The sequence below is a fragment of the Actinomadura rubrobrunea NBRC 15275 genome (genome assembly GCF_001552235.1).
In the GTDB taxonomy this organism is placed as follows: Bacteria; Actinomycetota; Actinomycetes; order Streptosporangiales; family Streptosporangiaceae; genus Spirillospora; species Spirillospora viridilutea.
In genome coordinates, this window is sequence record NZ_BCQU01000013.1 from 84,048 (window position 1) to 90,706 (window position 6,659).

Annotated in this window: 4 protein-coding genes and 3 tRNA genes; 6 read left to right on the top strand and 1 reads right to left on the bottom strand. The window is 74.4% G+C overall.

Annotated elements, in window-relative coordinates:
- The first annotated feature begins 150 nt into the window (after positions 1 to 150).
- From AR3_RS06230 to AR3_RS06250, 5 genes are all read left to right on the top strand, one after another.
- On the top strand, positions 151 to 954 hold the full coding sequence (locus tag AR3_RS06230) for a universal stress protein (RefSeq protein WP_067909806.1): 804 nt from the start codon (positions 151 to 153) through the stop codon (positions 952 to 954).
- Positions 955 to 1,162: 208 nt separating this feature from the next.
- The gene (locus AR3_RS06235; RefSeq protein ID WP_067909809.1) at positions 1,163 to 2,128 is read left to right on the top strand and encodes a CHAP domain-containing protein; all 966 of its coding nucleotides are present in this window, start codon (positions 1,163 to 1,165) and stop codon (positions 2,126 to 2,128) included.
- Between the two features lie 37 nt (positions 2,129 to 2,165).
- Positions 2,166 to 2,238 (top strand) — tRNA-Gly (locus tag AR3_RS06240).
- A gap of 35 nt (positions 2,239 to 2,273) precedes the next feature.
- A tRNA-Cys gene (locus tag AR3_RS06245) sits at positions 2,274 to 2,344 on the top strand.
- 29 nt (positions 2,345 to 2,373) lie between these two features.
- Positions 2,374 to 2,448 (top strand) — tRNA-Val (locus AR3_RS06250).
- Positions 2,449 to 2,790: 342 nt separating this feature from the next.
- Here AR3_RS06250 and AR3_RS06255 read toward each other — a convergent pair.
- Complete coding sequence (locus AR3_RS06255; RefSeq protein WP_067909812.1) at positions 2,791 to 6,072, bottom strand: AfsR/SARP family transcriptional regulator; 3,282 nt, start codon at positions 6,070 to 6,072, stop codon at positions 2,791 to 2,793.
- Between the two features lie 159 nt (positions 6,073 to 6,231).
- On the opposite strand from AR3_RS06255, the gene AR3_RS06260 reads away from it, so the two are divergent.
- Positions 6,232 to 6,659 (top strand): NAD(P)-binding domain-containing protein (locus AR3_RS06260; protein WP_169803790.1); only part of this gene is annotated, 428 nt, incomplete at its 3' end.

Genomic DNA, 6,659 nt, shown 5'->3' on the forward strand with positions numbered 1-6,659 from the left:
CGGGTCGGAGGTGGTGAATCTACCGCAAACGCCACGCGGTCGCCCCATCGCGGTCCGCGAACCCCCCGCGAATCCCCCTGCTCAGACGCCTGCGCGCCGCGACGGGCGGCGCCGCGGTGGCCGTCCGCCGAACGCGGGAATGACCTGCTCGTGATCGGCGAACACGTGCTGGTCGGCTTCGCCCCGGACGCCGGCGGCCGCGAGGCCCTCGCCCTGGCCCGCGCGGTCGTGGCGCGCACCGGCGGGCGCCTGACCGTGGCCGCCGTCCACCCGCCGGACCGCCCCGCCGCCGCGGGCGAGGCCCAGGCGTCCCTGAGGCAGGCCGCCGCGCTGCTGGACGACCAGCCCGCCGAGTTCGCCGCCCACGAGAGCCGCGGCGTCGGGCGAGGGCTGTCGGTCCTGGCCAGCAGGGCGGGCGCCGACCTCATCGTCATCGGCTCCCGCGCCGGTGGCGCCCGCGGCCGCATCGCGATCGGCAGCACCGGCGACCACCTGCTGCACTCGGCCACGGAGGCGGTGATGCTCGCTCCCGCCGGCTACGAGCGCCGCGAGGACCTCGACCGCATCACCGTCGCCTACGTCCGCCGCCCCCAGTGCGACGAGGCCGTGCAGCGCGCCGCGCAGGCCGCCGCCGCCCTCGGCGTCGCGCTCCGGCTGCTCACCCTCGCCGTCGGCGACGACCAGACCGAACGGCTGCGCGACGACCTGGCCCTCGCGGTGCGGCTGGCCCACGACTCCGCCGCCCTGGACGCCGAGGCGGTCGAGACCGAGCTGGGCGAGGGCGACGACATCGAGGACGCCCTGCACTCCGTCGACTGGAGCGGCACCGAACTCCTGGTCTGCGCCAGCAGCGAGGACGCCGCCGCCCACCGCGTGTTCCTCGGCGAGAACGCGCTGAAGATGCTGCGGGCCGCGCCGTGCCCCGTCGCGGTCCTCCCCCGGGGGTACACGTGACCTGACGGCCGACCCTCACGCCGCCCGATCATGAACCATTAGTCCGCTTCACCCCTTTTTTCCTGGTTTCACTTGCCCCTCGCTTTTACCTTCGCTACATTCCTCCGAGACCAGAACGTGACCTTGACATCCGAGGTGACGTGTCGACCGGGCGGGGCGCGTGCGCCCTGACCCGTCAGCCGACCAGGCCGGCGGCACAGGGAGCGTCATGGACCCCGTGGGCGAGAAGCTGCTCGAGATCGCGAAGGACGAGCTCGGATACGCCGAGAAGGGCGGCGGCTACACCAAGTACGGCGACTGGTACGCCCAGAACATCGAGGACGGCGACCCCTACTTCGCGACCGCGCCGTGGTGCGACATGTTCCTGGCCTGGGCCGCCGACAAGGCCGGGGTCGCCGACCAGGCGGGCCGGTTCGCCTCCACCGTCGAGCACGCCGAGTGGTTCAAGAAGCACGGCGCCTGGGGCACCGCCCCCGAACCGGGCGCCCTGGTCTTCTTCGACTGGAGCGGCTCGGGCGACATCGACCGGATCGACCATGTGGGCCTGGTGGAGAAGGTCGACGGCGACACCCTGCACACGATCGAGGCCAACGCCGACGGCTACAAGCTCATGCGCAAGACCCGCGATATGGACACCGTCGTCGGTTTCGGCTTCCCCGGCAAGGTCAAGGCCGAGAAGAAGTACACCCCCAAGCACGCCGCTCCCCCGCCGTCCCTCGGACAGCTCACCGACTCCCCCGCCGCACCCCGGACGGAGACGCGCAAGCACGACCTCTTCGGCCTCGATCAGCACCTCGTGGCCCAGGACACGGTGCTGGGCGGCATTCTGGCCTTCGCCCTGTGCGGAACGCTCGCCCTGGCCGCCGGACGCGCCGTGGCCGCCAAGGCCCCCTCGTCGTCTCCCGTGCGCTTCCGCAAGCGCGGCAAGCACCACCGCTCCGCGGCCCCCGTCGCCCTGCCCCCGGACATCACCCCGGCGGACCTGGACGCCGCGGACGCGGGCACCGTCGTCATGCCCGCCCTGTCGGCCGCGGCCGCCCAGGAGGCCGAGGACCGCGAGTTCTGGGGCCGCATCGCCCACCTGCGAGAGGACGAGGAGCTCGCGTTCTGGAGCTCCCTGCACCACGAGGTGTCCCGCGCCGACGATTACGCAAGCGCCCGCAGTTTCCGCTAAAGTAATCACTGCGCGCCGGGGGAAACCCGGAAAGCACGCGGACGTGGCTCAGTTGGTAGAGCATCACCTTGCCAAGGTGAGGGTCGCGGGTTCGAATCCCGTCGTCCGCTCTGAGAGGCCCTGTATACGGCCGGGCCGTCTCCCCGGTGGAGTGGCCGAGAGGCGAGGCAACGGCCTGCAAAGCCGTGTACACGGGTTCGAATCCCGTCTCCACCTCAACCGCGTGTCGAGGTCGGCGCGGGCTCGGGCGATTAGCTCAGTGGGAGAGCGCTACCTTGACACGGTAGAGGTCACTGGTTCGATCCCAGTATCGCCCACCATGCGGTGCTCCGGGCGGAGATTCCTCGCCCGCCTCCTGTGATCTAAGCGACGATCTTCCCGACGGATCCAGCGGCTGGCCGTTCGCGTCAGCGATTCGCCGATTCCCCTCACTTCCGCGAGGTCGACGGTCCAGATCTGCAGGCACCGGGCCCGCGAGCGCCATGGCCACGAGATCGGGATCGGCCCGCCCGCCAGTGAGCGCGATCACAGTGCCGCCGGCCCGCCGAGCGCATGGACGACAGCGGTCAGCAGACCGTTCGCGATCGGCCGTTCCCCGTGCACGGCGGCCGGGTCACTGGAGGCTCGAGGACCCGCTTCCAGAGCGGGCAATGAGCGGTCGGTCACCGTCCCTGTCCCCGTGGTCCCCTGTCCCCGTCGTCCTCGGCGAGGGCGGCGGCCTGCTCCAGGCCGAGGTCCCGGCCACGCGCCGACAGCTCGGCGAACGCTTCGTCGCCGAGCGCGTCACGGCAGCGGGCCGAGACGCGGTCGACGTCCCCGCGTTCGGCAGGCGGCAGCGGTGCGCCCGCGGCCTCACGGGCGGCGGCGGCCGCGCCGAGCAGCCGCGCCGCGCGCTCGTGCCGTCCGACGAGCGACAGCGCTCCCGCGACGCCCTCCAGCGCCAAAGCGACCGCGCGCGGATCATCCGTCGCGCGCGCCGCCTCCAGCCCCTCCCGATGCAGGGCCAGGGCGGCGGCGCCGTCGCCGCGCTGCTCGGCGACGAACCCGAGCTCGGCCAAGATCAGCGCCTCGCCGTGTCCGCCGCTCAGCCGCCTGCACCACTCCAGCCACCGGCGCAGGTGCCGCTCGGCCGCGTCCAGCCGTCCCTCGCGCCGCGCGCCCAACGCCAGCCCCACCTCGGCGAACTGCTCGCCGTACGTGTACCCGTGCTCGGCGGCCAGCCGCATCGCCCGCTCGTGCAACTCCCGCGCCTCGGCGTACCTGCCCAACAACAATGCGATACGCCCGAGGCCCGACATGGAGGCGGACGCCTCGGTCCACAGACCGAGCGTCTCGGCGATCCGCAGCCCCTCGCGGTGCAGGCGGGACGCCGCCTCGTAGTCGCCGCGCACCTCGGCGAGCACCGCCAACGTCCCTGTGGCCTTGAGCCGTCCCCAGCCGTCGCCCATCTCACGGAACAGGGCGGCGCTCTCCTCCCCGTACCGGCGGGCCGTGTCGAGATCACCGCGCAGTCTCAGGGGCGCGGCCAGCGCGGCGAGGGCGGCCGCGGTGCCCCAGCGGTCGGCGAGCGCGCGGAACTCCGCCAGCGCCCGGTCGAGCCGCCGCACGCTGCCGTCCGGGTCGCCGTACCCGATGCTCACGAACCCGAGGAACCACCGCGCGGCGGCCCGGGCGCGCGGGTCGTCGATCCGGTCGGCCAGTTCGTCGAAGAGGTCGACCGGCTGGACGGGGTCCCCGGCGCACAGGGCGAACCCCGCGTGCCAGGCCGCGGCGCGAGTGCGTTCGGGCCCGGCGCCGTCGTCCGGAACCGCCAGCGCGGCGGCGAACGCCTTCTCGGCCTCGCCGAGCCTCCCGCGCAGGTACCAGTACCAGGCCAGGGCGTTCGCCAGGCGGAGAGCGGGCTCGGCGGCGCCCCGCTTGACGGCGGTGTCCAGGGCGGTGTGCAGGTTGGCCGCCTCGGCGTCGAGCAGTTCCAGCCAGCGCCGCTGATCCGGGCCGCGCAGGTGCGCTTCGGCCCGTTCGGCGAACCTCACCTGGTGACGGAGGTGCCGGTCCTTCACGGCGGCCTCTTCGCCCGACTCGCGCAACCATTCGGCGCAGTACGCGGCCAGCGACTCGGGCAGCCGGTAGCGGCGCGCGCCGGCCGTGTCGGTCGCCGCCACCAGGCACCGGTCGACCAGCCGGGCGACCAAGTCGAGGACGTCGGTCCGGTCGACGCCGTCCCCGGAGCACACCTCTTCCGCGGACTCCAGGGTGAAGCCGCCGCTGAAGACCGCCAGCCTGCGCAGCACCGCGCGCTCCTGGCCGTTCAGCAGGTCCCGGCTCCAGTCGAACGCGGCGCGCAGCGTGCGCTGCCGGGCGGGCGCGTCGCGGCGGCCCGCCGTGAGCACCGCGAACCGATCCTCCAGACGGGCGGCCAGCTCGTGCACGCCGAGCGCGCGCACCCGCGTGGCGGCCAGTTCCAGCGCCAGCGGCAGGCCGTCCAGGCTGCGGCAGATCGCGGTGACCGCCGCAACGTTGGTCTCGTCGAGGGTGAAGTCGGGGGCGGCGGCGGTGGCGCGTTCCACGAGCAGGGCCACCGCCGTGGCCCGGAGGGCCTCGGCGGGATCGGCGGCCGCGCGGTCCGGCAGGGTCAGCGGCGGCACGGTCCACAGCCGTTCGCCCGCGATGCCCAAGGGTTCCCGGCTGGTCGCCAGCACCCGCACCCCTGGCGCGGCCTTGAGCAGCGTGTCGACCAGCCGCGCGGCGTGGCCGATGACGTGCTCGCAGTTGTCGAGCACGAGCAGCAGCCGCCGGGTGCGCAGCGCGTCCGCGAGCCGCCGGGCCGGCGACGACGGCCGACCGGCGGCGATGATCTCGTCCCGCACGCCGAGCGCGGTGGCCACGACGTCGACGACCGAGCGGCGGGCCCGCTCCCCTGCCCCGTCGTCGTTCTCCGGCTCCATCGGGGCCAGCTCGGCGAGCCACACCCCGTCGGGGTAGTCGTCCCGCCCGGTCGCGGCCGCCCGCTCGGCCACCGCCAGCGCGAGCCGGGTCTTGCCGACGCCCGCCATCCCGTTCAGCGTGACCAGGCGCCCCTCCTTCAGCAGGGCGGACACCCGTTCGATGGCGGCGTCCCTGCCGACCAGCGAGCTCACTGGGGACGGCAGGTTGGTCAGCGGCCGCGCGGCGGCGGTCGTCCGGCCCTGTGGGCGGGGCTGCGTCGGGTGGTCCTCCAGGATCGACTGCCGCAAGGCCGCCAGCTCGGCGCTCGGCTCCAGGCCGAGTTCTTCGGCCAGCCGCAGGCGCAGCCGGTCGTAGACGGCGAGCGCCTCGCCGCGCCTGCCGACCCCGTACAGGGCGCGCATGTGCGCCGCGTGCAGCCGTTCCCGCAGCGGATGCCGTTCGAGCAGGCCGGCCAGTTCGCCCACCAGCGGGCCGTGCTCGCCGAGCGCCAGCATCGCCTCGGCGCGGTCCTCCACGGCGGTCAGCCGCGCCTCCTCCAGCCGGGTGATGACGGGGCGGGCGAAGTCGGCGTCGGCCAGGTCGGCCAGCACCGGTCCCCGCCACAGGGCGAGCGCGTCGCGAAGCAGGGCCAGCCGGGCCTGCGGGGCGTCGGCCCGGCGGGCCTCGCCCAAGAGCCGCTCGAAGCGCCGCGCGTCCACGTCGTCGGCGGCCACGTCCAGCGCGTAGCCGGGCGGCCGGGAGGCCACGAGCGAGCCCGCGCCCGCCTCCCCGTGTTCGAGCGCGCGGCGCAGCTGCCACACGGTCGTGTGCAAGGCCCGAGCGGGGTTGCGGGGCGGCGCGTCGCCCCACAGGTCTTCAATGAGCCGGTCGGCGGAGACCGGAGCGCCCTCGTGCGCCAGCAGGTCGGCCAGCAGCAGGCGCACCTTGCGCCCCGGCACCGTGACCGGGCGGTCGCCCGCCGTCCACACGGCCAGGGCCCCCAGGATGCCGAAGCGCACACGGTCAACGATATCGGCGCCCGATCGCTCCGCGGCGTCGCGCTCTCATGACGGGTGGAGGGTTTGAGAGCCCGTTCTGACCGGTTCGAGAGACCGCCCGCCGACCCTGGGAGCCGACACGTCCTTGTTCTGATCGGCAACGTGACAGGAGAGGAGAGGGTGCACGCGACCTCGGAGCAGCGCGCCCCGGTGACCGTGATCGGCCTCGGCTCGATGGGCACGGCGCTGGCCCGGGCGTTCCTCAGGGCCGGCCATCCGACCACGGTGTGGAACCGCACCCCGGAGAAGGCGGACGGGCTGGTGGCGGAGGGCGCGGTCCGAGCGGCGACCGTGGCCGAGGCCGCCTCCGCCGCCGAGCTGATCGTGATCTGCGTGCTCGACCACCGTGCGGTCCGCGCGATCCTGGACGCGGCGGGCGACGCCCTGGCGGGGCGGGTGGTCGTCAACCTGACGTCCAGCACTCCGGAGGAGGCGCGGCAGGCCGCGGCACGGGCCGCGGAGCGGGGCGTCCGCTACCTCGACGGCGCGATCATGGCGGTGCCGACGATGATCGGAAGCGAGCGGGCGCTCATCTTCTACGGCGGCCC

What these genes read in the sequence shown, in the direction of transcription:
- AR3_RS06235 (WP_067909809.1), top strand. Translation starts at nt 1,163, where the DNA reads ATGGACCCCGTGGGCGAGAAGCTGCTCGAGATCGCGAAGGACGAGCTC.